We start from the raw sequence: 25,934 nt of genomic DNA on the forward strand, positions 1-25,934 counted from the left end.
GCCGGCCCGGCGCACGCCGGTGGAACAGACGGCCGGTTTAATAGACTATCGTGCCCCGCTCCGCTAAAAAATCGTTCATCTTGAGGAGCGCGCGCAAAGGGGCATGATCGTGGCAGGAACGGCCGGGATCGTTGGGGCCGTCGTCTGTCTTGCGATGCCGATCGTTTTACCGATCTTGGGAACCGGCTGGGCCGCGACGGAGCCGCCTGAGGCGGCGTCGAACTGGCGCTGCGGCTACCAGGGCGTTGGCCATTGGGTTGCGCAATTCGGCCTGATCGCGCTGCAGTCCCTGTTCGGGCCGGTGGCCGGGCGCTAAAGGATCGCGACGTCGCACGAAAGTGGTGGCCGCATGACATCCCTGAAAATGCTTGTCGCGCTCGCATTGGCGCTGATCACCACCCAGGCTCGCGCCGAGGACGAGGACGCCGCCAACCGCAAGCCCGTCAAGGTGGTCGCGACTGCGCGCATCGAAGTGGGCAGCCAGGGCGCCTTGCCCATCTACGTCTCGGCCGACTGGTCGAAGTCGTTGCCCGGCATCACGCGCGCGATCCTCGTGCTGCATGGCCGACTGCGCAACGCCGACGTCTATTACCGCTCGGCGCTGACGGCCCAGGCCGCCGCGGGCGATGCGGGCAAGTCCGCCATCATGATCGTGCCGCAGTTTCTTGCCGGCATCGATGTCGCGGCCTATCACCTGCGCGCCGACACGTTGCGCTGGTCGCTGGAAGGGTGGGAGGGCGGCGATCCGGCCGAGGGGCCGCAGCCCGCGAGTTCGTTCGACGCGCTGGATGCAATCCTCGCCCGTCTGGCCGACCGGCATCTGTTTCCCGACCTGAAGCAGGTGGTGGTCGCGGGCCATTCCGGGGGCGGCCAAGTGGTGCAGCGCTATGCCATCGCGACCAAGGGCGAGGCGGCGCTCAAGGCGGACAACATCGCGATCCGCTATGTGGTCGCCAATCCCTCCTCCTATGCCTATTTCAGCGCAGAGCGGCCGGAGCCGCAGATCGCGGCGTCCTGTCCCGGCTACAACAAGTGGAAATACGGCATGGAGGCGCGGCCGCCCTATCTCGCCTCATCAAGCCCGGACGAACTCGAGCAGCGCTATGTCGCGCGCCAGGTGATCTACCTGCTGGGTACGAACGACACCAATCCCGACCATCCGGCGCTGGACAAAAGCTGCATGGCCGAGGCGCAGGGGCCTTACCGCTATGCTCGCGGCCACTCCTACGCAGCCGTGATGGCCGCGCGCGACGGCGGCACGCCAAACCACCGGCTCTGGGACGTGGCTGATGTCGGCCACGACGGCGACAAGATGCTGACCTCGGCCTGCGGGCTCGCTGCCCTGTTCGAGTTACCGGGCTGCGCCGCCGCGCGTTGATTACGGGGCCGCGATCAATCGCGATTGTTTGGTCGGGTGAAATAGTCTTTTCGCGTTTTCGTCATGGTCATTTGGCAGGGCGCCACTATTTAAACGGTAACTCAAAAGGCGGGCCAATGGCGCGTCTGCGTCGTAACCGATCAAGTCCATACTGCGCCGGCCCGGGGCTAGGCTGCAGCAACAAGAAGAAAAGGAGTCCGCAATGTCGGCTCTGCTCAACATCATCTATCGCGAATATTGCCGGGCTCGGCTTGCCGAGATGCGCCAGCCGGTCCTGCTGCTGCCGGCCGCCGCGCCGTCCGACAACACCTGACGAGGCGAAGCCGAACTGCCGCATTGCGGCACCTGGATATGGTCCTTGACAATGGAGTGGGTCTGCGCCGGGACGACTTTCGCTCCGGGCTCGATTGCAATAAGATTGCAGCCAGATTCTCCCGCGGTCTCTTGGCGGAACCATTTTCATGTCGCGCGCCGTCTTGGCTTGCCTTACTTTTGCTCTTCTCGCCGCTCTGCCGTTCGGCGCTGCCAGCGCTCAATTACAGCTGCGCCCGGCCAGCGCACCACACGAAAAGGTGTTCCTGCTGCGCGGTTTCACCAACGTGCTGTCGCCGGGGATCGACCAGCTTGCGGAGGAACTGAAGGAAAAGAACATCGACACCGTGGTCGCCAACCACCTTTTTGCGCCGGTGCTGGCCAGCGAAGCCATTGAAGATTGCAAGAGCGGGCGGGTCGGCACCGTCGTGCTGGTCGGCCATTCCTTTGGCGCGACCGGCGCGCTGATGATGGCCGAGCGCATGGAGAAGGCTGGTCTGCGGGTGGCGCTGATCGTCACTCTCGATCCCGTGATAAAGGGCACCGTGTCCGCCAATGTACACCGGCTCGAGAACTTCTATCTCTCGAACGGGATCGGCACGACCATGCAGCCGGGCAAGAATTTCCATGGTGCGATCGACAATGTCGATCTCAAGAGCAATCCGGATCTTGGTCATGTATCGGTGACCACGCTCCCGTCGATGCAGAAGCAGGTGATTCATGATGTCCTGATGGCCAACACGCGCTGCGATTGAGCGGCTGCGCGCCACCGGGTGAAATTTATTTGAGGTAAGTGATCGGACAGTTCGTTTTGAGCAGGGAAAAATTGGGAGTTTTCGATGCGCATAATGGCGTCGTTAGCTGCAACCGCGATCCTTCTCTCCGCCCCCCTTGTCGCCGTGCTCGCGCAGAGCGCGCCTGATTCGGGCACGCCTGCGGCACCAGCCGAGGCTGCTCCTGCCCCGGTGGCTCCCGCAGCGCCTGCCGTACAGACGCCGACCGCCAACCCACCGGCGTCTACGACAGAAGCAGCCGGTCCAGCCGCAGCCAATCCGCCGGCCGCGAGAGCCTCAGACAACACGCCCAAGACCAAGAAGAAAAAGGCCGCCGGCATGACGCGGCGTCAGGAGATCGACAGGTCGATCGACACCGGCACGGTGCCGTCGCGCTATCGCAGCTCGGTGCCGAAAGAATATCAGCAATACATCCCTTTCTCGAAGAACTGAGTGGACGCGCCTTTGGCGCGTGGCGCGGCCTGGCTGGTTGATCGGCCGCCGTCCGCGCGCGATAACATTTGCGCGATCGGTCGATGCTGCCCAAGCTTCGTGCAGCGACGCTCGATTTTACCTTCGAACGGTCCAAATTTCGACGCCGACTCAGCCGACTCTTCCCCGCATTAGTAACCGTACCTGACTCGGCGGAGTTCAGTTTGCCAGGGGAGTCTGTTCATGGGGAACGCTTTTTCACCGTCGACCGGAGATCGAATCAAGCCATCGCGCATTCAATGCGACGCCGACCATCTGGATTCCGACCTAGATACTGATGTGATCTCATTGCTGGAGGAGAACGCCCGGCTGCGGGCGCTGGTGACGCAGCTGTCCGACCTTGTTTTGCGGCACGTCGTCGACCAGAAATAGGTTGGTGACGTACGGGGTATGACTATCGATTGCCGCGTCATGTTCGCGGGGTCGCACTACCGCTCCGCTCTCCCGTTGTGGGAGAGGCCGCGACGCATCTGCTATCTGACGGTGCGTCGCGGGTGAGGGTTTTGTCTCCGCGGGGTGATCAATTTCTTTTTGATCAACGTCGTTTTGATCAACGCAATGCGCGGTCGACGCGCCTAAAGCGCGATGAGATTTGGTTGAATCGTCGTCGCGCTTTAGCTCTTTGATTGAGCATGATCTTTTCGGAAAACCGCTACACACTTTTCCGGATCATGCTTTAGTTGTTCCAAGCTTCTCTGGATGTCGCGCCGTTGCCCGATGTGGGGCTTGTGTTGGCCTGTCGGCTGATCACCTCGACTGTTGCCGAGCGTCCGGCCACGAGCCGCGTAGGATCCGGTGCGCCGTCGAGCGCGATGCGGACGGGAACGCGCTGCGCGAGACGGACCCAGTTGAAGGTCGGGTTGACGTTGGCCAGCAGGTTGGCGCCTTCCGCACGGTCGCGGTCCTCGATGCCGGCGGCGATGCTCTCGACGCGCCCGGTCAGCGGGGCCGAATCTCCCATCAGGTGAATCCGAACCGGATCACCGACATGGATGCGCGACAGTTTCGTCTCCTCGAAATACCCCTCGACGCGCAGCGTGTCGGTGTCGACCAGCGCCATCACACCCTTGCCCGCGGTGACATAGACGCCGGGACGCAGGTCCATATTGGTGATAATGCCGTTGACTGACGCGCGCACCTCGCTGCGGTCGAGGTTGAGCTGGGCAACGGCGCGGTCGGCGACAGCCTGGTCATAGGCGGCCTGGGCCTGCTGCTGCGTCGACAGCACTTGCTCCTGTTTTTGCTGGGAGACGGCGTCGGTGGTCAGCGCCCGATAGCGGTTGAGGTCCAAATTGGCCTCGTCCAGCGAGGCGCGGCGTCCGGCGACGATGGCGTCGGCCTGTTTCAGGGCCAGCTCAAAGCGGGCGCGGTCGATACGAAAGATGACGTCGCCGCGGTTGACGCGCTGATTGTCATGCACCAGCACGTCGGTGACGAAGCCGGACACGTCGGGTGCGACCTGCACGACATCAGCGCGCACATGGCCGTCACGCGTCCACGGCGCATTCACGTAATAGGCCCAGAGCTGCATGGCGACGACAACGGCCGCGACGACCGCAATCGCGGTCAAGCCAAAGCGACGGAGTTGGACAAGAACGTTTTTCACGACAGAAACTCCAGAGAGAGATAGACGACGCCTCCCAGGAGGCAGACGAAAACACAGAGATCAAACAGCGCGCGATGCCAGATCGCCCGGTAGAAGCCGGTGCGCTCGAGGCCGGCCCGCAGCAGCGCGAACAGGCCATAGGCAACGACCAGCCAGAGCAGGAGCGACGGCGCGATCACGCCGAAAAGGTCGATTTGGTACCTCATGCCACGAGCTTCCTCTGGTCGGTCGGTGCGCCCCGATAGGCGGCGGCCTCCGGGAACAGGCCGCGCCGGATGCCGGTGATTCCGATCAGCGCATCTTCCCGCGCCTTGCCCGCTGGCTCCTGGACAGCCCTTGCCAGCGCGGTATCGATCCGTGCCAGGAGCGCGTCCGGCATCGCGCCGCCGGCATGGTTGCGTGCGGCAATCGCAAGCGCCGTCAGCATGTCGTCGATGGCTGCAAGCGTGGCCGGCGCAAGAGACCTGCGGGCCCGCCGCAGGTCGATGATGTTGAGACCGACCCGGAGCTGGCTGAGATTCGCGACGTCGCCGCGATCGGACCCGTCGATGGCGGCAAGGCGCTGGGTCAGCAGCCCAAGCCGGTCCAGCATCAGCCCGGCGAAGGCGGCGCGATCGTTGAAACCGCGCCGCTCGGCGGTGACGGCAAGCGTGGTCCAGCTCGTCTTCATCAGACGCCGTGCAATCCACTCGGCGCCGGTCGTTCGGGCCAGTTTTGTGACGACTGTGGCCATCACCATGCCGACCATGAAGGCGATGGACGAGTTGGCGTAGGACGCGAAATCCGCGTTGTAGGTGGATTGCAGCGCGAGCAGCGTCGCCGTGTTGGCGGCCAGCGCCATGCCGATGAAGTTCGTCTGGGGACGCGCGATCAGGACGCCATAGATCAGGAAGGTCGGCGCGAGCGCGACGACCAGAACCTCGACATGGGCAATCGGCGGGATGATCGCAAACAGATAGATCGCGACGACGATGATCGAGACCAGCGACCACCAGCCGAAACTGCGGATACCCTTCGCCGGATCATCCTGCGCGGCGAAGAACGAGCAGCCGACCGCGGCCATCATCGGCGCCGAGGCGCCGTCGGCCCAGCCGGTTGCGATCCAGAGTGCGCAGCAGATCAGGATCGCCGCGACGGCGCCGGCCGCCGACCACAGTGCCAGCGCGTGGTCGCGATGGCGCTGCGGCGTGATGCCCGCTTCCGGCTCGAAGGCGAGCGGCACCTGTGCCGGATCGCGCCCTGCCGCGATCGCGAGCTCGAGGGCGCGGCAGTCGCTGGAGATGTCGACGAGCTCGCGCAAGCGTATCACCAGGTTCGCCAGCACGATCTGCTCCCAGGCCGCGTCCGCATCCAGGTTCGGCCGCAAATCCGCGATCGCTTCGCGCAGCTGTTCAGCCGGCTGCCGTTCGCCGATGTCGGTCGAAAGCCATTGCGCGAGGCTTTCGAGCAATTGCTCGAGGGCGGGATGCGCCTCGCGAAAGCGGTCTCCCAGCGCCGCCATGCGATCGGTGATCGAGGCGAGCAGCGGCAGCAGCATCATCATGTGCCGCCGCAGCATCTGCAGGCCGCGGATGGTGTTGGCGTCGGCGACCCGGTCATAGGACAGATGGCCGGCGAGCGTTTCGATTTCGACCGCATCGGTCGCCAGCCGCAGCCGCTGTGCATGCAGCTCAGGCTCCCTTCCAGCTCCCGCAAGCTCATCGCGCGCGAGACGGCGGGCATCTTTCAGCCAGCTTTCGACGCGCTGGGCCACCGCCGGCGCGACACTGCGCGGCAGCACCACGGTCGAGACCAGTGTCGCGCAGAAAATGCCGAGCGAGATCTCCTCGACCCTCGCGAGCGCGGTATCGAAGATGCTGCCAGGATCGGAGACGGACGGAAAGCCGATCAACGCTACCGTATAGCCGGCGAGCATGAAGCCGTAGCTGCGCGGCTGGCGGTCGAGCAGGGACAGATAAAGGCAAAGCCCGACCCAGAGCGCCATGGCAAGGCTCAGTAGTTCCGGCGCATTCACAAGGTTCGGCACCATCGCGACGGTGGCGGCGGCTCCGATGACCGTGCCGAACACGCGGTAGAGCGCCTTGGAACTGGTCGCGCCCGCCAGGGGCTGCGAGGTGATGTAGACGGTGGCCATCGCCCAATAGGGGCGCGGCAGGTCGAGCCAGAGCGCTACGATCAGCGCCAGCATCGCGGCAAGAAAGGTCTTGCACGCAAAGACGAGGTCCGCGTGGCGGACCAGCAACGAGTTCAAGCGCATTCCTAGGGCTCCTCGGCAACCGAGCTCTGCTGGCCAATGCGATTGGCCCGATGCTCGATCCTCTGAAGCGCGTCGAATGTCACGGCGAGTTCGCTCGCCTCGATATCTTTTAGCAGATCGGCGCGGACGCGGCGTAGCACGCGGTTGATTTCCTCGACCTTGGCCAAGCCGGTCGGCGTCAGATGCAACGTCTTGGCGCGACGGTCGGTCGGATCCTCCCGGCGCTCAACCAGCCCCTCAGCCTGCAGCAGGTCGATCAGGCGGACCAGCGAGGGCCCCTCGATGCCCATCTCGTCCGCCAGCACGCCCTGGCGGACGCATTTGCCCCGCCGCGACAGCACCATCAAAGGCAGCGCGGTCGCCTGCGACAGCCCGTGATCGGCGAGCGCCTGATCCGCCTGGCGCCGCCAGACGCGGCTAACCCGGGCGATCAGCAGGCCGATCTCGGAGTGGATTGCGTTCAGGGAAGGTGTCATGCAAATTAAATAGGATGCAAACGATTAGCTTGCAACTATATAGGTTGGAACACGTATGTGATCGCGGAAATGCGAGGAAAAACAAGGGGCCATGGACGCGGCATCGGTCATCTCAGAAAAACGGGACCTCTCCGGCGGCGGCCGTGCGCCCGATCTCTCGCTGGTTCCGACCTTCATCGTGGTGGCGGTCGATGCGACCGGGATGGGTATCATCCTGCCGCTGCTGCCGTTCTATTCGCAGCGCCTCGGCGCCACGCCCTTCCTAGTCGGCGCGCTGGTGTCGGCCTATGCGGTCTGCCAGCTGGTGGCCGGGCCGATTGTCGGGATTCTGTCGGACCGCTACGGGCGGCGCAAAGTTCTCCTGGTCAGCCAGATCGGCACGCTCGCGGGCTTCGCGCTCCTTGCGCTTGCTCCCAATCTCACGCTGGTTTTTCTCGCGCGCATCATCGACGGCCTGACCTCGGGCAATATCTCGGTGGCGCATGCCTATGCGGCGGAGCATTCCACGCCCGAGACGCGCAAGCAGGCGTTAGGGGCGACGTCAGGCGCGATCGGAACCGGGCTGGTGCTCGGGCCCGCGTTATCAGGGTTTCTCGCGCCATATGGCGCAACGGTGCCGGTCTGGGCCGCGGCGGCGATGTCGCTGATCTCGATTCTCGCGACCGTCACGCTGCTGCCGCCGGATGCATCCGAGACGCTTTATCTGCAGCGCATTCCCGAGCGGAAGGCGACCCGCACCATGCTCGGGATGCGTTATGCCTGGGGCGTGCTCCTGCTGCTCATCGTGTTCTTCTTCGTCAACTCGATGTTCCTGTCCCAGGTCGGCCTGTACCTCGCGGCGCGCTTTACCTGGGACGGCCACGCCTTCGGCGCGCGCGAGCTCGGCTGGGTGTTTGCCTATGCCGGCTTCATCAACATCATCGTCCAGGGACTTCTGATCACCCGCGTCAATCGCGTTGCCTCCGACCGGGCCGTGGTCATCACGGCCTTTGCCGGCATGGCTATCGGCTTCTGTGGCCTGGCGCTGGTGGACGGCATTGGGCTGCTCACGGCCTTTCTCACCTTGATCATTGTAGGCTTCATGTTCACCCGTGCCACGCTGACCTTCGAATTGTCGCGCAGCGCCTCGATCAACCGCCAGGGCATGATCATGGGTTTCAACCAGTCGCTGATGTCGGTCGCCAATATCGCGGCGCCGCTGATCAGCGGCACTCTGATCGGCCATAGTCTTTATGTCGCCTGGTCGCTGTCGATGGCCGGCATCTCGATCTGCGGGACGCTGCTTGCCGCCGCGCTATTGGTTGCACGCTATGTCGAGAGTGTTTGAGAGGGCCTGAACGCACGAAGAATGAGGCGCGGCCTGAGCCTCCTGTGAAATGCATAGCCTGGGCGGCGTGCGCGTCGCGCCGACTGCGAACATCTGCAGGGCCGCCTTGAACCAGGGACGTCCGGCAGCCGGAGCGCATTGCCGCAAGCTGCCCGTGCCGGCTACCGCTTCCCGTGCGCCAAAGGCCGCGGTCCGGGAGGCTTCCGGTCGGCCGCGTGCTCTGCTATGGAGCTTTCGCGAGCGCCGACGCTCAGCGCGGTCCCGTAGCTCAGCTGGATAGAGCGGCGGTTTCCTAAACCGTAGGTCGCATGTTCGAGTCATGCCGGGATCGCCAAAGATTTCAGCGGCTTAGACCGAAAATCACGAATGGAAAAAAGCGATTTTCTCGGTCGGGGTAACCTCCGGGTAAACGGGGCAGGGGTGATCGGCAGTTGCTCGGATGTCCTTCGATTCCCGCTATGCGCCGATAGCGACCAAATTCCGCAACGCTTGGCTTTTCGCCCTTGAGAATACGGCCGGCATGGTTGCCCGCCTGGCGATATGTCTCCCCCAGATTGGTGCCGTAGCTACCAGCCCACCTTCACGCAGGTATCAATCTTCCTAACTGAAGCAGCGCCGCTTTGCATGTAGCGCACCCGGGCAAACTTTATTTGCGCGCATGTCGTTGCCTGCCCGACACGCGCGCAAACATGGCGATGAAGTGCGCCTACCCGATGGAGCTGATCACTTGATCTCCCACGACGTGTTATGTGGAATATCCAACGCGGTTTGGCCACCCGGACCAGCTAGAGCCGGCATCGTTATACACGCAAAGGGTTCGCGGCCGGTAATTCCTTTATACTTACCGGTGCCACCCGTGATGATATGCGTTCCGCAGCTCATTTCTGGCTGCGACTTATCGACGTCGCGAGTATCAAACGTCGAAAAAATTTTGTCACCGTCGCTGTCTGCCAGCACGCAGGCGCCGTCAATGTATTTCTTGTCGCCTGATGCAACGTTCAGCGCGGCGCAATGTGCCGACATCTTGTCGAGCATCTTTTCTCCTTTCATGTTCTGCGTAGTCCCGACGGCTTCGAGGTTGGTCGCAGTGCCTAGACCGGGGATGTCGATGCTCATGATTGGTCGAAAGATGAAATGTGTCACGTAAGGTGTCGTCCCCTTCTTTTCTATTGTATCTGCTCTTGCGGCTGCAGGCAGAAGAACTGCAATAACTAGGCATAATAAGCTTATTTTGACGCGGATCATTGTCGCCTCCTGTCGAGCGGCGGTCTTCAAGCCAAGACGGCCGCTATTGCAGAGGCTACTCATGCAGACGCGCGTATTCCGCCTGTTCCCATATACGGAACAAGCGCAGCTAATTTTCTAAACGGCCAATTTCCTAAACGAGGTGTTCGGCCACAGCTCTGCTTTTGGACAACGCGTCCGGGCAATGCACGAGCAGCTGGCTTGACTAAAACTAAAGGAGCATATCGCAAAGAGGGGCAGTAAAAAACATCCCAACAGGGTTCGGTGCCGCGGCGTGCCGTCGCATACCCTTCAATCTCGCTCAGCTCGCCCAAGGGTCACGAGCGTCGCCCTCTGCAATCGACGGCGAACTGTCGAAGCGACCAAGCTCATGCGGCGGCGCAATATATCGCGCGGGGCCAAAAGCAGAAACAGCGCCAAAGCCCCGTCATGTGTCAAATGTAGCCAAATTCCGGCGCCGGAAATCCTCTCGTAACTCGTGCTGTCCAAATTCCGGAGTGCATCGCGCTCCTCGCCGTTGCTGCGACATCGGCAAACATAGTGACGATTGGTAGTCCATCACTTGTCCCTTCAAAGCAATGGATGGCGCACTTGAAAACCGCGACTATCAGCGGCGACGCGGAGGTCGATCGCGCAATTGGCACCCTTGTTTCGGCCTTCGAGGTCGACCCGGTCGCGCGCTGGATGTATCATGCCGCGGATCAGTATCTTCTACACATCCCTCGACTGTTCCGCGAGCTTGGAGCGAGTTCATTTGAGGTAGGGGCGGCGCATCGTTCCCACGACGGAGCCGGGGTCGCGATTTGGTTTCCCCCGGGTATGCACGGCGATAGTGCACCCGTTGAAGCAGTCATTGCAGCCAGCCTAGCCGGAGATATGCAGAGGGATGTCAGCGCTGTTTTCGAGATGAGGGAGCATTATCGACCGTCAGAGCCGCACTGGCACTTGTCATTGATCGGTGTCGAAGGTTCGCACCGAAACAAGGGATATGGAGCGGCTCTCCTCGAGCACGGCCTTCGTCAGTGCGACAGAGAGCACCAGGCGGCGTATCTTTGTTCTTCAAACAAGAAAAATACCTCTCTTTACCAAAGACACGGCTTTGAAATCGTAGCCACAATCCAAGTCGGCTCGTCACCACCCATCTATCCGATGCTGCGTCGTTCACGCTGATCCGAAGCGCGCTCGGCTCACGATGCTCCCGCTCCACCAATCCAAAAGATGAGCGTCCGGTTGATGCCAACGACATCAGCGGCGACATCAGGTACTTGGAAAGTAGCCCGTGATGACCAACGTATCGACCGTGCCGACACAAGTCCCAGACAGGCGTGCTCCGGTCTCAGACATTGACCCCTATTCCGACGCGGCTCTCACCGGCGCTCGCCGCGGCGCGTCTCGGCAACTTCCTGAATCAAGTGCTCAGATAGAGATCGCAATATGCCTGCCGGCGCTCGCTAGTCTAATGTGTCATCAAGGTCGGCACCGTCATGGTTTGCAGCATGGCGCGCGTGACGCCGCCGAGCAGGCCTTCCTGTAGCCGTGAATGGCCGTAGCCGCCCATCACCAGCATATCGAGGCTCTCATCCGCGGCCAGCGACAGGATGGTCGGCTGGACCTCGTTGCGGCTTGCCGTGAGGTCGATCGCCTCGATCGGCAGACCGGCGCGCGCAAGATATTTTGCGAGCCCATCGGTCGAAGCATAGGCCGGCAGGCTTTCTGCACCGTTGATCGAAATCGCGAGCAGCGAATCGGCCTGCGCCAGCAGCGGCCGCGCATCGCGCAGCGCGCGTGCTGCAAGGCGGCTGCCGTCCCAGCAGATGCCGATGCGCTTGGCCCTGAAGGCGCCCCGGAAAATATGCGGCACGAACAAGACGGGCCCGCCAGAGCGGAACAGAATTTCCTGCGGCAGGGTGTTGTCGAAGGTCTCATGTCCCGACATCGGTTGCAGCACGACCGAGAGGTCATGGAGGCGGGCTGCCGCACCGATCGCCTCGGCCGCATCCGCCGGCACTGTCTCCAGCGGATGGCATTGATAGGAAATGCGAGCATTGCGCGCTTCGGCTTCAAAGACTTCCAGCGCCGCCACGGCGCGCTGGTTGGCGCGTTCCTGCTCCATCTCGAAAACGCTCGCGACGGCGGCGCCAGCGGCGCCGTCCACGACATAGGCCGCGCTTGTCGAGACGTAGCCGGCTGCAAACGCGTCGAGATGGGCGCCTAATGTTGCAGCCAGCGAAATGGACGCGTCGATGACCGGGCGCCCGGGGCGCTCGGTCGGCACCAGCACCAGAATGTCCTTGATCATGTCCGTTCTCCGCGGGATGCGCCGAGGATATTCCCCGCCGTGAAGAATGCCGTGTTGACCTGCATCAAATGACCGCGGGCATCCGTTTCGGCTGACCTGGCCGCTGCTCCGTGGCGAATCGAGGCTCGCAGCGCGGGTTGATCTTGCTCAACGCGCCGTCCTGTCGAACACGTATTCTTGCTGCACCGCCCTCAGGCAGCACGTTAATTCATGACAGGGAGCAACGTAATGACATGCCATCCGCAAGACGAAGTTGCTTCCGACGCCGCAATCAAAGGCGATCGCGCCGGAGCCGGCCGGCCGCTGAAGGCGGGCCGGGAGCGGGACCAGCGGATTCAGGACATGCTGGAAGACGATGATGTTCGCGAGGCGCTGCGGCTTTCCCATGTGCAGAGGCCGGCGAGCAGTGGTCCGGCGTCAGTCTGATCAGCGGCTAAAGCGCGATGAGATCTGGTTGAATCGTCATCGCGCTTTATGACTTTGATTGAGCATGATCTTTTCGGAAAACCGCTACACACTTTTCCGGATCATGCTCCACTCTGCAGCCTTCGGTCGAAATAGGTCTTCAGCCCGATGAAGCTGGTGTCGGGCGTGACGATGACGCTGGTCGGAATTTGCCGCAGCAGGTCTACGTAGCGGCCCTTGCTTTCGAACTGGGTCCGGAATTGTGTCTTCGCAAGGCGGTCGGCAAAGCGCGGCACGATGCCGCCGGCAATGAAGACGCCGCCGCGGGCAAGGAAGGTCAGCGCGAGATTGCCGGCGACGCCACCGAGAAAGGCGCAGAACATGTCGATCGTCGCCCCGCACAGCGCGCAGCTTCCATCGAACGCGGCTTCCGTGATCGCAGCCGCGTCGCGCGGCGCGGCCGTCGCGCCGTCGACGGCAGCCAGCGCGTGATAGAGGTTTTCAAGTCCCGATCCAGACAGCACGCGCTCAACGTAAACATGCCCGAACCGCCGGCGCAGTTCGGCGATCACCTCCGCCTCGCGGTCCGATGTCGCCGGCAAGGTCGTATGACCGGCTTCGGTCACCACCACCGTCGGCTGCGGAACGTGCAGGAAAGCTGCCGCGCCAAAGCCGGTTCCCGGTCCGAGCACGAGGATCGGAGCCTCCGGCGCTGCGTGCTGGTCCCCGAGCGCGACCAGGTCGGCGTCTTTGAGCGCCGGCAGCGACCAGCCGAGCGCTTCGAAATCATTGAGCAGACGGACGCTCGCAAGGCCGAACTGCTTCGCAAGCGCATCGCCGTCGACCACCCACGAGCTGTTGGTGAAGATGCAGCGGTTGTTCACCACCGGTCCCGCGACGCCGAGCAGCCCGGTGGCCGGCTTCGCGCCACCCTGGTGCGACAGAAACGCGGCAATGGCGTCTTCTATGCGCGGAAAATCTGCGACCCGCAAATGCTGCGGCGGCCCGATCTCGCCGCGCTCCATCAGCGCGAAGCGAGCATTGGTGCCGCCGATGTCAGCGAGTAGAATCCGCTCCGTCATTTCTTCGTCCGCCTCCGCATCCGATGGCCGGCCGGAGCCGGCTATTCGCATAGCATTGCGCGCCAGTTTTGGGAATGTGCCCAGATCGGGCCAGCCTGCGCCAACGGGAACAACGCGCCGGCCGATCGGAAGGTTCGGGCCCGGTTACGGGAAATGTGTGAAATATGAAATCCCCTGGCTTCGCGCGTCCCCGCGGACGACACGCAGCCCTCTGCATGGCGATGCGAGCGCCGAAGCGCGCGAAGGTCGTGGCAACCGTTGCCTGGTCGATGGTCCGCGGCTATGCCAGGCTCGCACTGGAAGGAAAATTCGGCGCGGTCGATACCGAGGCCGGCCGGTGCTAGATCATGGCGACGTTGCGGCCCGTGCTGGACTATCTCTGGGCGGCCGACACGCGGCGCCAATGAAGGATGCAGGATCGATGGTTGCTGCAATGGACAGGGCCAATCCACAGTCGTTCACCATCGATGTCGGCAAGACGACGTCCGTCTCCGCGCTTCTGACCAAGCCGGCGCGTGCGAGCGCCTGCCTCGTCTTTGCCCATGGCGCGGGCGCCGGCATGACCCATTCCTACATGGAAGCCGTCGCCGCCGGCCTTGCCGCGCGCGACATTGCGACGCTGCGCTATCAATTCCCTTACATGGAAAAGAAGAGCAAGCGGCCCGATCCGCCGGCGGTGGCACAGGCGACCGTGCGCGCCGCGGTCGAGACCGCCGCGCGCGCGTTGCCCGGTCTGCCGCTGATCGCCGGCGGCAAATCCTTTGGCGGCCGCATGACCTCGCAGGCGCAGGCGAAGCAGCCGCTTGCCGGCGTGCACGGGCTTGCCTTCTTTGGCTTTCCGCTGCATGGGGTCGGACAGCCATCCATCGAGCGCGCGGCGCATCTGGCTGATATCAGGGTGCCCATGCTGTTCCTGCAGGGCACGCGCGACAAGCTCGCGGAGCTCGATCTGCTCAGGCCCGTTGTTGAAGGATTGGGCGCACGCGCCACGCTGCATCTTGTCGAGGGCGCCGATCATTCCTTTCATGTGCCGGTCCGTTCGGGCCGCAACGATGATGACGTCATGCAGGAGGTGCTGGACACCTTTGTCGCCTGGATTGCGAAAATCGCAAGGCACGTTTGATCGGCCATCAATTCTTGAAAAAGTTGGCATGCGTTGCTGGCATCGCAACAGTCCAGATGCCATAAGGCGGCATCTGGACTGCTCGGAGAGTTACGGAATGCTTGACCTATCGCACGAAGCTGCTGCGGCCGCACCCGCGGTCGTTGTGCCGAAATGGACCCGCGATGCGGCGCTCGCGCTCTATCAAATGCCTTTCAACGATCTCCTGTTCAAGGCGCAGTCCGTGCATCGGCAGCATTTCGATCCCAACCGCGTGCAGTTGAGCCGCCTGCTCAACATCAAGACCGGCGGCTGCCCGGAGGATTGCGGCTATTGCAGCCAGTCGTCGCACCATGCGACCGGGCTCGCCGCCTCGAAGCTGATGGACGTCGAGACGATCTTGACCGAGGCCCGCAAGGCCAAGGCGGGTGGCGCGACGCGCTATTGCATGGGCGCAGCCTGGCGCAACCCGAAGCCGCGCGACCTGGATGCCATTGTCGAAATCATCGGCGCGGTGAAGGAGCTCGGCATGGAGACCTGCATGACGCTCGGCATGCTCGACCGCGCCCAGGCCGATCGCCTCGCCGATGCCGGGCTCGATTATTACAACCACAATGTCGATACGTCGGAGAGCTATTATCCGAGCGTGGTCTCGACGCGAACCTATGCCGACCGGCTGGACACGCTGGAGAATGTGCGCCAGTCAGGCATGAAAGTCTGCTGCGGCGGCATTCTCGGCCTGGGTGAGAGTGAAGCCGACAGGGTCGAGATGCTGGTCACGCTCGCCAATCTGCCGGAGCCGCCGGAGAGCGTGCCGATCAACATGCTGATCCCGATTGCCGGCACGCCGCTTGCGAAAGCCGCGCCCGTCGATCCGCTCGCGTTCGTCCGCATCATCGCACTCGCGCGCATCATGATGCCGACCTCCTACGTGCGGCTGGCGGCCGGACGCACCGCCATGACCGACGAGACGCAGGCGCTGTGCTTCTTCGCCGGCGTCAACTCGATCTTCGTCGGCGACACCCTGCTCACGACAGGTAATCCGGAAGCCGACAAGGATCGCAGGCTGTTCGATAGGCTTGGACTGGAGGCGCTTTAACTCGAAAGGATTATCGCCGTGGCGTATGAGGACATCAGGGACACCGTCAAAGTCTGCATGTTCGACCAATATGGCACGGTGGTCGACATGCAGGGCGGACTGACTGCAGTCGCGACGCCGTTCCTGAAAGCAAAGGGGTGGCACGGCGATCCCAACTCCTTTGTGACCTGGTGGCGGCGCACGCATTTCGAGAATTCGATGATCGATGCGCTTTTGCATCGGGAGCACACGCCCTATCGTGAGATCGGACATCGCGCGGTGGCCCACGTCATGGACCGCGCCGGCATCAGCTATACCGCCAACGAGGTCCGTACTCTCGTCGGCGAGATCGAGAAACTGAAGCCGTTTCCGGAGGTGCCGGCGGCATTGGACCGGCTGCGCCCGAAATACAAGCTCGTCGTGCTCTCCAACGGCGATCCTGATATGCTGGAGACGGCGAAGCGCTATCACGGCATCGCTTTCGACCGCGTGATATCGGTCGCGGAAGCCGGCTCGTTCAAGCCGCATGTCGCGACCTACACCAGGGCGGCCGAGCTCCTGGGGCTGCGCATGGACCAGATCTTATTTGTTGCCAACCACGCCTTTGATTGCATCGGCGCCAAATCCGCAGGCATGCGCACCGCCTTCATCGACCGCCGCCGGCGTCCCTTCGGCGAAACCCCGCACCAGCCGGATATTCTGGTCCGGACGATGACGGAGCTCGCAACAGCGATCGTCTGAACGCGACGCCTGTCAGACCTTGTACAACCCCTTGTCCCGCGCCTTCTGGATCGCGAGTGCGGCGATCAAATCGAGCATCGGCGTAGAGAGGCCCGCGGCTCGCGCGAAGGCGGCAGGTGCGCGGACCAGGACGTCGATCTCCATGGGGCGGCCAAGCTCGTAATCCTGCAGGATTGACGGCTTGTGATTGGGCGCCGGCGCGTTGCGGGTGACGCGCTTCACCTCGGGAATGTAGCGCTGGGCGATCTGGTTGGCTTCATCGAGCAGGCGCGGGGTCACGTCCTGCAGCACAGTATCGTCGCGCACGCCGCGCGCCGTCTGCCCGGTAAGGAGGCACAGCATCGACATCGACATGTTGGTGAGCAGCTTTGACCAGATCGCCTCGCGGATCTGCGTAACGGGCGGAGATTCCAGCTTCGCGCTCTCCAGCATGGCGCGCAAACTGCCGATGCGCTCGCTGGCGCGGTCGTCGCATTCGCCGATCACCAGCCGGTTGCGGTCGGGCGTGAGGCCTTCCACCACGCCCGGCGCGACCACCTCGTTGGAAGAAAAGATCACCCCGCCGATGATCCGCTCCTTGCCGATCGCCGCGCGCAGCCGGCCGCCTGGATCAAGGAAGGACAGATCGGGCGGCCGCGGATGATCCGCAGGGAGGCCGATGTCGTACCACCAGGGAATCCCGTTCTGTGCCAGCACGACCGGAGTTTCAGGCCCCAGCAGCGGCTGCAGGCCGTCGGCGAGGCTGCCGACACTGGTTGCCTTCAAGGTCGAGATGACGAGGTCCTGTCGTCCCAGCGTCTCCGGATTATTGGAAGCTTGCACGTCGGCGCGGGATTCGGTCCCGCCGATGCGCAGCACAAGACCATTTTCCTTCACGGCCTGAAGGTGCGCCCCGCGCATGACGCAGGCGACGTCATGTCCGGCCAGCGCCAGCTTCACTGCAACATGGCTGCCGACGGCACCCGCGCCAAAAACGCATATCCGCATCGGAATGTCCTGTTCCGGAGGTCCCTGGTCTTCTTACAGAGCTTGGGCGCTTTCGGCGAGGGCGCCCTTTACATTGAGGTTTGCTTTGGCGAGATAGCTGTCACGGTTGCATGCCGCAATCGAACGGTCCGGGAACTCCAGCTTGTCCAGCAGAACCATCGAAGAGCCCGCCCGCCATGTGCCCCTTTACGGCGAATATGAAGTAGCCGTTCTCGGCGGTGGGCCTGCCGGCATTGCCGCAGCGGTCGCAGCGGCGCGCGCGGGCCGCCGCACGCTCTTGATCGAACGCTACGGCTTTCTCGGCGGCATGGGCACCGCCGCCGGCGTCACCAATTTCTGCGGCTTGCATGGCAATGTTCATGGCAAGATGCATCGCCTGGTGCAGGGCATTGCCTCGGAGCTGCTCGCGCGCATCGACCGCCTCGGTGGGCTGAACGCGCCGCATCTCGTGCTCGGCAAGATTTTTGCGCAGGCCTATGACACCGCCGCTTACAAGATCGCCGCCGATGATCTCCTTGCCGCGCACAAGGTGGATGTGCTCTTCCATGCGCTCGGCGCCGGCGTGGTGATGAACGACGGGATGCGCATCAACGCGCTGATGGTCGAGACCAAGGGCGGCCGGCGGGCGGTGCGCGCTAATATCTTTATCGATTGCTCCGGTGACGGCGATCTCGCGGCCTGGGCTGGCGCGCCGTTCGAGCTTGGCGATGCGGCCGGCCACACGCTCTATCCCTCCATGATGTTCCGCATCAACGGCGTCGATCCCGACAAGGCGGGCGAAGCCTGGCGCACCATTCCGCAATTGATGGAAGAGGCGGAGCGGAAGGGCACGCATAAATTCCCGCGCAAGGGCGCGATCGTGCGGCCGCAGCGCCATGCACAGGAATGGCGGGTGAATTTCACCCAGCTCGCGCGGGCGGACGGTAGCGCCATCAACGGCGTCGAGCCCGAAGATCTCACCCGCGGCGAGATCGACGGCCGCCGCCAGGCAGTCGAGGCGTTCAACTTCCTGCGCACGGTGCCGGGCTTCGAGAATTCCTACATCATCGACCTGCCGCCGCAGCTCGGCATTCGCGAAACCCGCCGCGTAGTCGGCGGCTATCAGCTGACTGGCGAGGACGTTCTCGCCTGCGCCTCGTTCGAAGATTCCATCGGCGTCAACGGCTGGCCGATCGAGGCCCATATTGCCGGCGACGTGATCTTCAGGTTCCCGCCGATTCCGGAATCGCGCGGCTACAATGAGCTGCCTTACCGCATGCTGGTGCCTGAAAAGACCGAGAACCTCCTGGTCGCCGGGCGCTGTGCCTCCATGACCCAGGAGGGGCAGTCGGCCGCCCGTGTCTCCGGTGCCTGTTTTGTGATGGGCGAAGCTGCTGGTTTAGCCGCGGCCACCGCACTTTCGGGCAATACGCTGCCGCGCGAGATTGCTATAGACAAGCTGCAACAGGCGCTGAAAGAGCAGGGCGCCTTCATCGGGCGCGACCAGGCCGTGCCTGTTGGCGTGTAAGGGATTTGGACGGAGGAAGCGGAATGAGGGGAATTGCGCGGGCTGCGCTCGCCTGTGTCTTGATGGTTGCGAGCGGCGTCATCGCAAGGGCCGATGATGCGCTGAAAGCGCGGATCGGCGTGTTGCGCCTCTCTTCATCGGCGCCGGTCTTTATCGCGCAGGACAAGGGCTATTTCCGCGACGCCGGTCTGAATGTGGAATTGAAATTCTTCGACGCGGCCCAGCCGATCGCGGTCGCCACCACCGCGGGCGATGTCGATTTCGGCATTACCGCCTTCACCGCCGGGCTCTATAACCTCGCCGGCAAGGGCACGCTGAAGGTGATTGGCGGCATGAGCCGCGAAAAGGCCGGCTATCCTCTGATCGGCTATTTCGCCAGCAACAATGCCTACGCGGCCGGGCTGAGGACGCCGAAGGACCTCGCGGGAAAGCGGATTGCGGTCACTCAGGTCGGCTCCAGCTTCCATTATTCGCTGGGGCTGCTCGCCGACAAATACGGCTTCAAGCTGTCAGACGTGAAGATCGTGCCGCTGCAATCGCTGTCGAACGCGGCGGCTGCGCTGAAGGGCGAGACCGTCGATGCGGCGCTATTGCCGGTCTCGACCGCGCGCAAGCTGATGGATGACGGCGGCGCAAAGCTTCTCGGCTGGGTCGGCGATGAGACACCGTGGCAATTGGGTGCGGTATTCGCCTCGCCGAAGACCCTGACCAACACGGCGATGGTGACCAGGCTGCTCGCAGCCCTCGATCGCGCCGACCGCGAATATCATGATGTGATCTTGGCGGCGATGAAGGACGGCACGGTGCCGATCAACGAGCAGACAAAGCCGCTGCTCGAGATCATCGCCAAATATACCAACCTGCCGCTGGAGCAGGTGGTCGGCAACTGCGCCTATATCGATCCCGACGGCAAGCTCGATGTGAAGAACGTCGACAACCAGATCAAATGGCTGCAGGCGCAGGGCTTTGTTGACAAGGGATTCGATGCGGAGGCGATTGTCGCAAAGGATTTCGTGAAGGCGGATTGATGGACCTGATCGCCGACCATATCTCGCATTGCTTCGGCGCGCTTGAGGTGCTGGACGATGTCTCGTTCACCGTGCGCGCCGGCGAGGTCGTTGCGATCGTGGGGCCTTCCGGCTGCGGCAAGAGCACGCTGCTCTCGATCCTCGGCGGCCTGTTGCAGTCCTCCGCCGGTCAGGCCGAGTTGCGCGGCGCGCCACCGGCGGGCAGCCTTAATCCGCTGACTTTCGTATTCCAGGATTTCGCGCTGCTGCCGTGGAGTACGGTGGAGGCGAATGTCGAATTTCCGTTGCTGCATACGCCGCTCTCCGCTGCCGAGTGTCGCGCGCAGGTCGACGACGCGCTGCGCCGCACGGGGCTTACCGATTTTCGCGCGACTTACCCCAAACAATTGTCGGGCGGCATGCGCCAGCGCGTCGGCATTGCCCGGGCGCTGGCGGTTCGTCCTGCGATCCTGTTGATGGACGAGCCGCTGTCGGCGCTGGACTCACAGACCCGCGAGCTCTTGATGGAGGATTTCATTCGCCTGCTCGCGGACGGCGCGATGGGCGCGGTCTATGTCACGCATAATCTCGAAGAAGCCGTGCGGCTCGCCGATCGCATCGTCGTGCTGTCGCGCCGTCCGGGCAGGGTGCGCGAGGTCGTCACCATGCCGATGACGCGAAGTGAGCGCGGCAGCGCCGAGTGGCGCGGCAAATTGCTCGCAGTGCAGAACGATTTGTGGTCGCTGATCCGTAACGAGGCGATCGACGCCGAGCGCGAGGTCCAGGATGCTTGACCGCGCGCCGCAGCGGGCCAAGGACGATGTTTCCGCCGAGACGCGGCCGGTCGCGTTCCGCGGCGCCGGCTTCGTGCCGGGCGCAAGCCGCTTTGGCGGCTGGATCGCGCTCGCCGTCGTCATCGCGCTGTGGCAGCTCGCAGGGACTGCGCGACTGGTCAATCCGCTGTTTCTGCCGACGCCGCTTGCGATCTGCCGCGCCATCTACCAGCTCGCGATGTCAGGCGCGCTCTGGCAGCATCTCGGCTATTCGCTGATGCGCATCGGCATCGGCTGGCTGCTCGGCACCGCTTTTGGCATCGCCGTCGGCTTTGCCATCGGCCTGTCGACTCTGGCGCGCAGCGTCGGCATCACCTTCATCTCGGCGTTGTTCCCGATTCCGAAGATCGCGCTGTTGCCGCTCCTGATTCTCTGGCTCGGGATCGGCGAGGAACCGAAGATTGCAACCATTGCGCTCGGGGTGTTCTTCTCCACTGCCATCTCGGTCTATAGCGGCGTCGACGCTGTGCCGCGCAATTTGATCCGCATGGCGCAGAGCTTCAACGTACCGTTTGCGGCCATTGTCCGCCGCGTGATCTGGCCGGGCGCGCTGCCCTCGATCCTCGCCGGCTTCCGCATCACGGCGTCGGTGGCGCTGCTGCTGGTGGTGAGCGCGGAAATGATCGGCGCCGAATACGGCATCGGCGCCTTCGTGCTGCAGGCGGGCAATCTGATGCAGACCGATCAGCTGCTCGCCGGTGTGGTCATCCTGTCGCTGTTTGGCCTCGCGATCGGGAAACTGATCGGGCTGCTGGAAACGCGGCTGTTGCACTGGCGGTAGTCGTTAGAGCGTTTTCGAGCGAAGTGGACACCGGTTCGCGTGAAGAAAACGCGTCAAAACAAGAATCTGGCGCAACCGCCGCCACAGCGTCATGCCCAGGGCCTGTTCCGGGCATCCACGTCTCTCCTCAGGCGCAGCTTTTCGTGGATGGCCGGGTCAAGCCCGGCCATGACGGAGAAGGGGCTTCGCACGCCCTACGCGTTCCCGCGATCTTCCCTGAACAGGTCGAGCTTCTGCTGCACCGGGCGGTCGGAGAAGCTGAACAGCACGGCGTCCTCATCGGCCTCGTGCGTCACCCAGTGCCAGCTCGGCACCACGAACAGATCGCGCGGCCCCCATTCAAAGGTCTGGTCGCCGATCCGGGTGCGGCCCCTGCCTTCGACCGCGGTAAACACGGTGGCATCTGTCGAGCGATAGCGCGCGGTCTTGAACCCTTTCGGCAGCAGCTGGATGAAGGTGCCGATGGTCGGCATGGCGAAATCGCCGGTCTCGGGGTTGGAGAATTTCAGCTTCAGCCCGTGGCAGGTGTCCCATTCCTCGCGTTGCCGCGCCTGCTCCAGCGCCTCGCGGGTATGGCTGTAGGGATAATTGAAGATCGGCGACGTCCCTGAGCTGCGCTTGTCGTCGACCGGCAACAAATTGCGGCCGTAGCGTGCAAAGCTGTCGCCGACGGGCTTTGTGATTGTCTGCTGGTCCTCCTTCGCGCCTTCGGCAAAGGAGGCGTCGAAGAACTGCACCACGGGAATGTCGAGCCCGTCGAGCCAGAACATCGGTTCGCTGGTTTCGTTGCCGTGGTCGTGCCAGGCCATCGATGGCGTGATGACGAAATCGCCTGATGCCATCATCGTCTTCTCACCGGCGACGGTGGTGAACGCGCCCTTGCCCTCCAGGATGAAGCGCAGCGCCGACTGGCTGTGCCGATGCGCGGGCGCGATGTCGCCGGGCAGCACCAGCTGGATGCCGGCGTAAAGCGAGGTCGTCACCTTGGACTGCCCGCGCAGGCCCGGATTTTCCAGGATCAACACCCGCCGCTCGGCTTCCTTGGCGGTGATCAGCTTGCCCGCTTCCATCATGTAGGCGCGGATGGCATCGTAGTTCCACAGATGCGGCCGGCAGGCGCTCCTCGGCTCCGGCGTGATCAGGTCACCCATGACATTCCACAGCGCTGATAGGTTTTCGCCGTCGATCTTGCTGTAGAACGCCTCGCGTTCCGGCGTCTTGGCCACGGCTTCCATGGGGAGCCTCCGGATCTTGTTGCTGGATTAATTGACAGCATACTGACAATATAGGTAGCGTCAATCGGCAACCATAATCGCCGTGAGTGGGGGAGGCCTTGATGAAGCTGCATGGCTATTTCCGCAGCAGTGCATCTTATCGCGTTCGAATAGCCCTGAACCTGAAGGGCCTGCGCGCCGAGCATCTGCCGCATCATCTCCGCAAGGGCGAACAGTGTGCGCCCGCCTATCTCGCGCTGAACCCGCAAGGCTTTGTGCCGACGCTCGAGAGCGACGCCGGCGACATCCTGACCCAGTCGCTTGCGATCATCGAATGGCTGGAGGAAACGCACCCCACGCCGCCGCTGTTGCCGAAGGATCCGCTGCGCCGTGCAAAAGTGCGGGCGTTCTCGATGGCGCTCGCCTGCGACACCCATCCGGTGCAGAACCTGAAGGTGCTGGCGCGGCTGCGGCAGCTCGGCCTGCCCGAGGAGGCGGTGACGGAGTGGGCAGCCTGGGCCAACCGCGAAGGGCTCACGGCGAGCGAGAAGCTGGTCGCGGGCGAAGCGGGGCCGTTCTGCTTCGGCGCGGCGCCGACCATGGCCGATCTCTGCCTGGTGCCGCAGCTCGCGAACGCGCGCCGCTTCGGCGTGGATGTCTCGGCCTTTCCGCGGCTGTTGCAGGCCGAAGCTGCCGCAAAGGCACTGCCGGCCTTCGCGGATGCCGCACCGGAGCGCCAGATCGATGCCGAATAGGGAAGCGCCGCTGACGATGGATGCGGTCTACACCAAGCCGGGCTATCTGTTCCGGCGCATGCAGCAGATCGCGGTCGCGATCTTTGTCGAGGAGTGCAAGGATATCGACATCACGCCGGTGCAGTATGCGGCGCTGGTCGCGATCCAGACCCATCCCGGCATCGACGCGACGCGGCTCTCCGCCGTGATCGCCTTCGACCGTTCCACGCTCGGCAGCGTGATCGAGCGTCTGGAGACGAAAGGCCAGATCGAGCGCAAGGCGGCAAACGACGACAAGCGCGTCAAGCTGCTTTATCTGACGCGCGCGGGCTCAAAACTGCTGCGCGACATTCTGCCCGCGGTCGACCGCGCCCAGGCGCGTATGCTGGAGCCGCTCAAGGCCGGCGACCGCAAGCTGCTGATGGCGCTGCTCGCCCAACTCGTCGACCGCAACAACGAAGCCTCCCGCGTTCCGCTGCGCGCGGAGGAGGCGCTGGAGCATCTGGGGCGGGGGTGAAGGCAACGAGAGGGCCAACCGCTCATTGTCGTCCCAGCCCCCCGTGCGCAATTGCGCACTAAAGCGCGTCTTTGATTGAGCATGATCTTTTCGGAAAACCGCTACACACTTTTCCGGATCATGCTTTAGGCCGGGACGACACCGAGGATGCATCGCTGTCCTGCCGTCACATCCGCATTACAGCCTGCCGATCGATCTTGCCCGTGCCCGTCTTCGGCAGTTCGTCGATGAAGCGGATCTCGCGCGGATATTTGTAGGGCAGCAGCTTTGCCTTCACGTAATCCTGCAGCTCCCTGGTCGCGCCGCTCTCGTCGAAGCCGGCCCTGTTCATCACCACCACTGCCTTCAATGTCATGCGGCGGTCGGGCAACTCGGCGGCGAAGACGGCGCATTCGCGCACTTCGGGGTGCTCGGCGAGACAGAGCTCGACCTCGAGCGGATAGACCCACTGTCCTGAAATCTTGATCAGGTCATCGGCGCGGCCGCGGAAGAAGTAGAAGCCGTCGGCATCGCGCACGAAGCGGTCGCCGGTGTAGATCCAGCCGCCTTCGCGGATGGTCTCGGCGGTCTTGTCCGCGCGGTTCCAGTACAGCGGCGTGGCGGAATCGCCGCGCACCCAGAGAATGCCTTCCTCGCTGTCGCCGACGTCGCGGCCGTCCTTGTCCTTGAGCGCGATCTCATAGCCGGGCACGCGCAGGCCAGCCGCGCCGAGCTTCTTCGTTTCCGCGCGGTTGGACAGATAGACGTGCAGCACCTCGGTGGAGCCGAGGCCCTCGACGATCTCGAGCCCGGTCAGCGCCTTCCAGCCATTGAACACGTCGCCGGAAAGCACCTCTGCGGCGGAGACCGCCATGCGCAGCGACGAGAAATCGCATCCTGCGGCGCCGTCGGCCTTGGAGAGCGAGGTGTAGAGCGTCGGCAGCCCGAAGAACACGGTCGGGCGGAAGCGCGCGATCGCCTCGAAGATCGCCGCCGGCTTCGGCTGGCCGGGCAGCAGCAGCGTCGCTGCGCCGGCGGAAAATGGAAAGGTGATGGCATTGCCGAAGCCATAGGCGAAGAAGATCTTCGGCACCGAGAAGCAGATGTCGTTTGCGCCAAGCCTTAGCACGTTGCGCGCGAAGGCCAGCTCGCTATAGGCCATGTCGTGCTGCAGATGCACGATGCCCTTCGGCCGGCCGGTCGAGCCGGAGGAGTACATCCAGAACGCCATCTCGTCGCGATGGGTATCGGCTTCCGCAAGCCGGGACGGAAATTGCGCGAGCCATTGGTCGGCGGCGATCACGCGCGGCGCGGCATTCTGACTCGCCCGGCCATTGACGACGATCAGTGTGCGCAGCGCAGTGTCGCGACACGCCTCGGCGTTGAAGCGGGCGCAGAACTCGGCATCGGCAATCGCAGCGCCGGCATCCGAATCGGCGAGATAGAAGTGCAGCAGCTCGGGCGGCGTCAGCGTATTGATCAGGAGCGGCACGAAACCGGCACGCACCGCGCCGAAGAACGCCGCGGGGTAGGCGGGCGTATCGTCCAGAAACAGCAGCACGCGGTCGCCGCGCTTCAGCCCCAGCGAGATCAGCCCGTGGCCCCAGCGCGCGGCGTCGGCACAGAGCTCGGCATAGCTCAGTGTACCGGCCGGGCCGGTCAGCGCGAGCGCTTCGCCGCGGCCCTGTGCGAGATTGTCGAACAGAATTCGGCTCGCATTGTAGCGCTCGGGAATCGCAAAGCCGATCTCGAGCGCGCCCGCCGCGTCGCGCGGCACCGCGTCCCGGATATTGGTCGTCATC

The 25,934-nt window shown here is 63.5% G+C and carries 29 protein-coding genes and 1 tRNA gene; 19 read left to right on the forward strand and 11 right to left on the reverse strand.

Going from position 1 to position 25,934, the window contains the following annotated elements; translation table 11 throughout:
• The first annotated feature begins 109 nt into the window (after nt 1–109).
• The 5 genes from A3AI_RS0116595 (at nt 110) to A3AI_RS0116620 (ending at nt 3,327) form a co-directional block, all read left to right on the forward strand.
• Nucleotides 110–316 (forward strand): hypothetical protein, encoded by a 207-nt coding sequence (locus A3AI_RS0116595; protein WP_156927807.1) that lies wholly within the window; start codon nt 110–112, stop codon nt 314–316.
• 33 nt (nt 317–349) lie between these two features.
• On the forward strand, nt 350–1,378 hold the full coding sequence (locus A3AI_RS0116600; protein WP_024516676.1) for an alpha/beta hydrolase: 1,029 nt from the start codon (nt 350–352) through the stop codon (nt 1,376–1,378).
• A gap of 461 nt (nt 1,379–1,839) precedes the next feature.
• Nucleotides 1,840–2,445, forward strand: coding sequence for an alpha/beta hydrolase family protein (locus A3AI_RS0116610; RefSeq protein ID WP_024516677.1), 606 nt, complete (start codon nt 1,840–1,842; stop codon nt 2,443–2,445).
• Nucleotides 2,446–2,529: 84 nt separating this feature from the next.
• Nucleotides 2,530–2,916 carry a hypothetical protein gene (locus A3AI_RS0116615; protein WP_024516678.1) on the forward strand — a complete coding sequence of 129 codons (387 nt, stop codon included), beginning with the start codon at nt 2,530–2,532 and terminating at the stop codon, nt 2,914–2,916.
• 222 nt (nt 2,917–3,138) lie between these two features.
• Complete coding sequence (locus tag A3AI_RS0116620; RefSeq protein WP_024516679.1) at nt 3,139–3,327, forward strand: hypothetical protein; 189 nt, start codon at nt 3,139–3,141, stop codon at nt 3,325–3,327.
• 304 nt (nt 3,328–3,631) lie between these two features.
• Here A3AI_RS0116620 and A3AI_RS0116625 read toward each other — a convergent pair whose 3' ends face one another.
• The 4 genes from A3AI_RS0116625 to A3AI_RS0116640 are packed head-to-tail and all read right to left on the reverse strand — an operon-like array spanning nt 3,632 to nt 7,294.
• Nucleotides 3,632–4,561: an efflux RND transporter periplasmic adaptor subunit gene (locus A3AI_RS0116625; RefSeq protein WP_024516680.1), complete on the reverse strand. Its 930-nt coding sequence runs from the start codon at nt 4,559–4,561 to the stop codon at nt 3,632–3,634.
• The gene (locus tag A3AI_RS0116630; RefSeq protein ID WP_024516681.1) at nt 4,558–4,767 is read right to left on the reverse strand and encodes a DUF1656 domain-containing protein; all 210 of its coding nucleotides are present in this window, start codon (nt 4,765–4,767) and stop codon (nt 4,558–4,560) included. Before A3AI_RS0116630 ends, A3AI_RS0116625 begins: the two co-directional genes overlap by 4 nt.
• Nucleotides 4,764–6,818 (reverse strand): FUSC family protein, encoded by a 2,055-nt coding sequence (locus tag A3AI_RS0116635; protein WP_024516682.1) that lies wholly within the window; start codon nt 6,816–6,818, stop codon nt 4,764–4,766. Before A3AI_RS0116635 ends, A3AI_RS0116630 begins: the two co-directional genes overlap by 4 nt.
• 2 nt (nt 6,819–6,820) lie before the next feature.
• Nucleotides 6,821–7,294 (reverse strand): MarR family winged helix-turn-helix transcriptional regulator, encoded by a 474-nt coding sequence (locus tag A3AI_RS0116640; protein WP_024516683.1) that lies wholly within the window; start codon nt 7,292–7,294, stop codon nt 6,821–6,823.
• Nucleotides 7,295–7,385: 91 nt separating this feature from the next.
• Between A3AI_RS0116640 and A3AI_RS0116645 the strand changes: the two genes are divergently transcribed.
• Together A3AI_RS0116645 and A3AI_RS0116650 are read left to right on the forward strand one after the other, a co-directional pair.
• A complete protein-coding gene (locus A3AI_RS0116645; RefSeq protein WP_024516684.1) occupies nt 7,386–8,621 on the forward strand; it encodes an MFS transporter in 1,236 nt (411 codons plus the stop codon).
• 257 nt (nt 8,622–8,878) lie between these two features.
• Nucleotides 8,879–8,955 (forward strand) — tRNA-Arg (locus A3AI_RS0116650).
• A gap of 389 nt (nt 8,956–9,344) precedes the next feature.
• Here the strand turns inward: A3AI_RS0116650 and A3AI_RS0116655 are convergent.
• On the reverse strand, nt 9,345–9,866 hold the full coding sequence (locus tag A3AI_RS0116655) for a hypothetical protein (RefSeq protein WP_024516685.1): 522 nt from the start codon (nt 9,864–9,866) through the stop codon (nt 9,345–9,347).
• A 591-nt stretch (nt 9,867–10,457) separates the two neighbouring features.
• On the opposite strand from A3AI_RS0116655, the gene A3AI_RS0116660 reads away from it, so the two are divergent.
• Nucleotides 10,458–11,036: a GNAT family N-acetyltransferase gene (locus A3AI_RS0116660; RefSeq protein ID WP_024516686.1), complete on the forward strand. Its 579-nt coding sequence runs from the start codon at nt 10,458–10,460 to the stop codon at nt 11,034–11,036.
• Between the two features lie 286 nt (nt 11,037–11,322).
• Here A3AI_RS0116660 and A3AI_RS0116665 read toward each other — a convergent pair whose 3' ends face one another.
• Entirely contained in the window at nt 11,323–12,165 is an 843-nt protein-coding gene (locus A3AI_RS0116665; protein WP_024516687.1) for a universal stress protein, read from the reverse strand.
• A gap of 228 nt (nt 12,166–12,393) precedes the next feature.
• Here A3AI_RS0116665 and A3AI_RS0116670 point away from each other — a divergent pair, with 228 nt between their 5' ends.
• A complete protein-coding gene (locus A3AI_RS0116670; RefSeq protein ID WP_024516688.1) occupies nt 12,394–12,591 on the forward strand; it encodes a hypothetical protein in 198 nt (65 codons plus the stop codon).
• 101 nt (nt 12,592–12,692) lie between these two features.
• Here A3AI_RS0116670 and glk read toward each other — a convergent pair whose 3' ends face one another.
• Nucleotides 12,693–13,652: a glucokinase gene (gene glk / locus A3AI_RS0116675; RefSeq protein ID WP_024516689.1), complete on the reverse strand. Its 960-nt coding sequence runs from the start codon at nt 13,650–13,652 to the stop codon at nt 12,693–12,695.
• A 215-nt stretch (nt 13,653–13,867) separates the two neighbouring features.
• Between glk and A3AI_RS49940 the strand changes: the two genes are divergently transcribed.
• From A3AI_RS49940 to A3AI_RS0116695, 4 genes are all read left to right on the forward strand, one after another.
• Complete coding sequence (locus A3AI_RS49940) at nt 13,868–13,996, forward strand: hypothetical protein (RefSeq protein WP_283807238.1); 129 nt, start codon at nt 13,868–13,870, stop codon at nt 13,994–13,996.
• A gap of 89 nt (nt 13,997–14,085) precedes the next feature.
• Nucleotides 14,086–14,775 carry an alpha/beta hydrolase family protein gene (locus A3AI_RS0116685; RefSeq protein WP_024516690.1) on the forward strand — a complete coding sequence of 230 codons (690 nt, stop codon included), beginning with the start codon at nt 14,086–14,088 and terminating at the stop codon, nt 14,773–14,775.
• Between the two features lie 97 nt (nt 14,776–14,872).
• Nucleotides 14,873–15,853 carry a biotin synthase BioB gene (bioB, locus tag A3AI_RS0116690; RefSeq protein WP_024516691.1) on the forward strand — a complete coding sequence of 327 codons (981 nt, stop codon included), beginning with the start codon at nt 14,873–14,875 and terminating at the stop codon, nt 15,851–15,853.
• A gap of 18 nt (nt 15,854–15,871) precedes the next feature.
• Nucleotides 15,872–16,573, forward strand: coding sequence for a haloacid dehalogenase type II (locus A3AI_RS0116695; protein WP_198030125.1), 702 nt, complete (start codon nt 15,872–15,874; stop codon nt 16,571–16,573).
• Between the two features lie 12 nt (nt 16,574–16,585).
• Here the strand turns inward: A3AI_RS0116695 and A3AI_RS0116700 are convergent, their stop codons facing one another.
• Entirely contained in the window at nt 16,586–17,560 is a 975-nt protein-coding gene (locus tag A3AI_RS0116700; RefSeq protein ID WP_024516693.1) for a ketopantoate reductase family protein, read from the reverse strand.
• Between the two features lie 33 nt (nt 17,561–17,593).
• Nucleotides 17,594–17,719 (reverse strand): hypothetical protein, encoded by a 126-nt coding sequence (locus A3AI_RS49945; RefSeq protein ID WP_283807240.1) that lies wholly within the window; start codon nt 17,717–17,719, stop codon nt 17,594–17,596.
• Here A3AI_RS49945 and A3AI_RS0116705 point away from each other — a divergent pair.
• The 4 genes from A3AI_RS0116705 to A3AI_RS0116720 are packed head-to-tail and all read left to right on the forward strand — an operon-like array spanning nt 17,703 to nt 21,688.
• Entirely contained in the window at nt 17,703–19,067 is a 1,365-nt protein-coding gene (locus tag A3AI_RS0116705) for an FAD-dependent oxidoreductase (RefSeq protein WP_024516694.1), read from the forward strand. The genes A3AI_RS49945 and A3AI_RS0116705 overlap by 17 nt on opposite strands.
• A 23-nt stretch (nt 19,068–19,090) precedes the next feature.
• Nucleotides 19,091–20,095, forward strand: coding sequence for an ABC transporter substrate-binding protein (locus tag A3AI_RS0116710; protein WP_024516695.1), 1,005 nt, complete (start codon nt 19,091–19,093; stop codon nt 20,093–20,095).
• Complete coding sequence (locus tag A3AI_RS0116715) at nt 20,095–20,868, forward strand: ABC transporter ATP-binding protein (RefSeq protein ID WP_024516696.1); 774 nt, start codon at nt 20,095–20,097, stop codon at nt 20,866–20,868. The genes A3AI_RS0116710 and A3AI_RS0116715 overlap by 1 nt, the downstream gene beginning before the upstream one ends.
• Entirely contained in the window at nt 20,861–21,688 is an 828-nt protein-coding gene (locus A3AI_RS0116720) for an ABC transporter permease (protein WP_024516697.1), read from the forward strand. The genes A3AI_RS0116715 and A3AI_RS0116720 overlap by 8 nt, the downstream gene beginning before the upstream one ends.
• A gap of 194 nt (nt 21,689–21,882) precedes the next feature.
• On the opposite strand, the gene gtdA is transcribed toward A3AI_RS0116720, so the two are convergent.
• Nucleotides 21,883–22,923 carry a gentisate 1,2-dioxygenase gene (gene gtdA / locus A3AI_RS0116725; RefSeq protein ID WP_024516698.1) on the reverse strand — a complete coding sequence of 347 codons (1,041 nt, stop codon included), beginning with the start codon at nt 22,921–22,923 and terminating at the stop codon, nt 21,883–21,885.
• A 101-nt stretch (nt 22,924–23,024) separates the two neighbouring features.
• Here gtdA and maiA point away from each other — a divergent pair, with 101 nt between their 5' ends.
• Both maiA and A3AI_RS0116735 read left to right on the forward strand, forming a co-directional pair.
• The gene (gene maiA, locus A3AI_RS0116730; protein WP_024516699.1) at nt 23,025–23,657 is read left to right on the forward strand and encodes a maleylacetoacetate isomerase; all 633 of its coding nucleotides are present in this window, start codon (nt 23,025–23,027) and stop codon (nt 23,655–23,657) included.
• Nucleotides 23,647–24,153: a MarR family winged helix-turn-helix transcriptional regulator gene (locus A3AI_RS0116735; RefSeq protein ID WP_024516700.1), complete on the forward strand. Its 507-nt coding sequence runs from the start codon at nt 23,647–23,649 to the stop codon at nt 24,151–24,153. Before maiA ends, A3AI_RS0116735 begins: the two co-directional genes overlap by 11 nt.
• Before the next feature lie 166 nt (nt 24,154–24,319).
• Here A3AI_RS0116735 and A3AI_RS0116740 read toward each other — a convergent pair whose 3' ends face one another.
• Nucleotides 24,320–25,933, reverse strand: a complete 1,614-nt coding sequence (locus A3AI_RS0116740; RefSeq protein ID WP_024516701.1) for a benzoate-CoA ligase family protein — start codon at nt 25,931–25,933, stop codon at nt 24,320–24,322.
• Nucleotide 25,934 lies beyond the last annotated feature (1 nt).

Source organism: Bradyrhizobium sp. Tv2a-2, from assembly GCF_000472425.1.
In the GTDB taxonomy this organism is placed as follows: Bacteria; Pseudomonadota; Alphaproteobacteria; order Rhizobiales; family Xanthobacteraceae; genus Bradyrhizobium.

What these genes read in the sequence shown, in the direction of transcription:
- A3AI_RS0116670 (WP_024516688.1), top strand. Translation starts at nt 12,394, where the DNA reads ATGACATGCCATCCGCAAGACGAAGTTGCTTCCGACGCCGCAATCAAA.
- A3AI_RS0116600 (WP_024516676.1), top strand. Translation starts at nt 350, where the DNA reads ATGACATCCCTGAAAATGCTTGTCGCGCTCGCATTGGCGCTGATCACC.
- A3AI_RS49940 (WP_283807238.1), top strand. Translation starts at nt 13,868, where the DNA reads ATGGCGATGCGAGCGCCGAAGCGCGCGAAGGTCGTGGCAACCGTTGCC.
- A3AI_RS0116635 (WP_024516682.1), bottom strand. Translation starts at nt 6,818, where the DNA reads ATGCGCTTGAACTCGTTGCTGGTCCGCCACGCGGACCTCGTCTTTGCG.
- A3AI_RS0116665 (WP_024516687.1), bottom strand. Translation starts at nt 12,165, where the DNA reads ATGATCAAGGACATTCTGGTGCTGGTGCCGACCGAGCGCCCCGGGCGC.
- A3AI_RS0116700 (WP_024516693.1), bottom strand. Translation starts at nt 17,560, where the DNA reads ATGCGGATATGCGTTTTTGGCGCGGGTGCCGTCGGCAGCCATGTTGCA.
- A3AI_RS49945 (WP_283807240.1), bottom strand. Translation starts at nt 17,719, where the DNA reads ATGGTTCTGCTGGACAAGCTGGAGTTCCCGGACCGTTCGATTGCGGCA.
- A3AI_RS0116735 (WP_024516700.1), top strand. Translation starts at nt 23,647, where the DNA reads ATGCCGAATAGGGAAGCGCCGCTGACGATGGATGCGGTCTACACCAAG.
- A3AI_RS0116645 (WP_024516684.1), top strand. Translation starts at nt 7,386, where the DNA reads ATGGACGCGGCATCGGTCATCTCAGAAAAACGGGACCTCTCCGGCGGC.
- A3AI_RS0116710 (WP_024516695.1), top strand. Translation starts at nt 19,091, where the DNA reads ATGAGGGGAATTGCGCGGGCTGCGCTCGCCTGTGTCTTGATGGTTGCG.
- A3AI_RS0116720 (WP_024516697.1), top strand. Translation starts at nt 20,861, where the DNA reads ATGCTTGACCGCGCGCCGCAGCGGGCCAAGGACGATGTTTCCGCCGAG.
- A3AI_RS0116640 (WP_024516683.1), bottom strand. Translation starts at nt 7,294, where the DNA reads ATGACACCTTCCCTGAACGCAATCCACTCCGAGATCGGCCTGCTGATC.
- A3AI_RS0116655 (WP_024516685.1), bottom strand. Translation starts at nt 9,866, where the DNA reads ATGATCCGCGTCAAAATAAGCTTATTATGCCTAGTTATTGCAGTTCTT.
- bioB (WP_024516691.1), top strand. Translation starts at nt 14,873, where the DNA reads ATGCTTGACCTATCGCACGAAGCTGCTGCGGCCGCACCCGCGGTCGTT.
- glk (WP_024516689.1), bottom strand. Translation starts at nt 13,652, where the DNA reads ATGACGGAGCGGATTCTACTCGCTGACATCGGCGGCACCAATGCTCGC.
- A3AI_RS0116740 (WP_024516701.1), bottom strand. Translation starts at nt 25,933, where the DNA reads ATGACGACCAATATCCGGGACGCGGTGCCGCGCGACGCGGCGGGCGCG.
- A3AI_RS0116610 (WP_024516677.1), top strand. Translation starts at nt 1,840, where the DNA reads ATGTCGCGCGCCGTCTTGGCTTGCCTTACTTTTGCTCTTCTCGCCGCT.
- A3AI_RS0116620 (WP_024516679.1), top strand. Translation starts at nt 3,139, where the DNA reads ATGGGGAACGCTTTTTCACCGTCGACCGGAGATCGAATCAAGCCATCG.
- maiA (WP_024516699.1), top strand. Translation starts at nt 23,025, where the DNA reads ATGAAGCTGCATGGCTATTTCCGCAGCAGTGCATCTTATCGCGTTCGA.
- A3AI_RS0116615 (WP_024516678.1), top strand. Translation starts at nt 2,530, where the DNA reads ATGCGCATAATGGCGTCGTTAGCTGCAACCGCGATCCTTCTCTCCGCC.
- A3AI_RS0116685 (WP_024516690.1), top strand. Translation starts at nt 14,086, where the DNA reads ATGGACAGGGCCAATCCACAGTCGTTCACCATCGATGTCGGCAAGACG.
- A3AI_RS0116630 (WP_024516681.1), bottom strand. Translation starts at nt 4,767, where the DNA reads ATGAGGTACCAAATCGACCTTTTCGGCGTGATCGCGCCGTCGCTCCTG.
- gtdA (WP_024516698.1), bottom strand. Translation starts at nt 22,923, where the DNA reads ATGGAAGCCGTGGCCAAGACGCCGGAACGCGAGGCGTTCTACAGCAAG.
- A3AI_RS0116715 (WP_024516696.1), top strand. Translation starts at nt 20,095, where the DNA reads ATGGACCTGATCGCCGACCATATCTCGCATTGCTTCGGCGCGCTTGAG.